1 protein-coding gene is annotated in these 1,055 nt (G+C 37.1%); it reads right to left on the bottom strand.

The genetic code is table 11. From position 1 onward, the window contains the following. Window positions 1-647: flagellar motor switch protein FliM (locus R7Q38_RS24745; RefSeq protein ID WP_318114715.1), on the bottom strand; the 647-nt coding region annotated here is incomplete at its 3' end. Window positions 648-1,055 lie beyond the last annotated feature (408 nt).

The raw sequence follows: 1,055 nt of genomic DNA on the forward strand, positions 1-1,055 counted from the left end.
GTTTTTTTACTCAATACCACGTTAAGACGAACTGGCGTTGATTCTAGGGAACGACAAAAAGGTTCATACAAATCCACGTCTGATTGCAGCTCAAGCTGTTCAATCAAGGTTTGGATCAGATGCGTGTCCAGTTTTAAGTACATCGACCCTTGATAACCTTCAAAGGTGATATTTAATTGGACACATAAGCCTATGCCGCGTGGAGCTTCATACTCACATGCTTCCCACATGTCTTGCGGTGCTAGCCAACCGATAATAATGCGGCTGATTCTTTCTTGTAGGCGAAGATCACTGGCAGTCAGTGTTGCGATTGAACGTTCGGTAGTTGCGCCATAAAAACGGTCTGCTAATTTAACGAGAGTCTGTGTATCACCGTGAACAAATACCAGGCCACCTTCTTGGTGCTTATGGGTGGATGTCTGATCTTTGTCCATCATTGCAGGAGAGAATCGATGCAGGTCTCCGGAGGTTAAGCTAGCTTCCACTTTGTTTGTACTGAGCCAATTTTGCAATTCATTCGTTAGGCTTGAACAAGATTCTGAAATTAAATTTTCAAGCTTATCTCGAATGATATGAATAGGCTTGCCTAATAATTCGACATCAAGAGGTTTGATATCGGAAATAGACTCACTAACTCTAGTTTCCATTTATATTTTACCGTGCGTTAACAAACTAAGTTCTTCTAACTTAATATTCGGTAGTCTACACAGAGTTTTTCATGATGTTTTAGTTTTAACTTCGAATTATGTGACTTTAGTTCACATGTTGCTTATGTCAGTACATACGAAGCTTTTAATAAAAATTAAAAAGGGTTAGTTTCATTTATAAATCGGTTAATAAGTAAAAATAACAATTTTTGAGCAATCTTTGTTGTTATTTCACCAGGATCCTCTATCTGGTGACTAACGTGATTATTATAAGAATATTAATATAACTAGTTGTTTTATTGGTCTTTTCTCGTTTGTTTTATGGGTGTTCCAGCTCATGCTAAACGTTTGCCAATCAATTTAAATATTTCAGAATAGGTAATTAACATGATTAGCTATGCCAGTTAT

Origin of the sequence: Vibrio sp. Vb0598, from assembly GCF_033338935.1 — a bacterium.
Taxonomy (GTDB): domain Bacteria; phylum Pseudomonadota; class Gammaproteobacteria; order Enterobacterales; family Vibrionaceae; genus Vibrio; species Vibrio alginolyticus.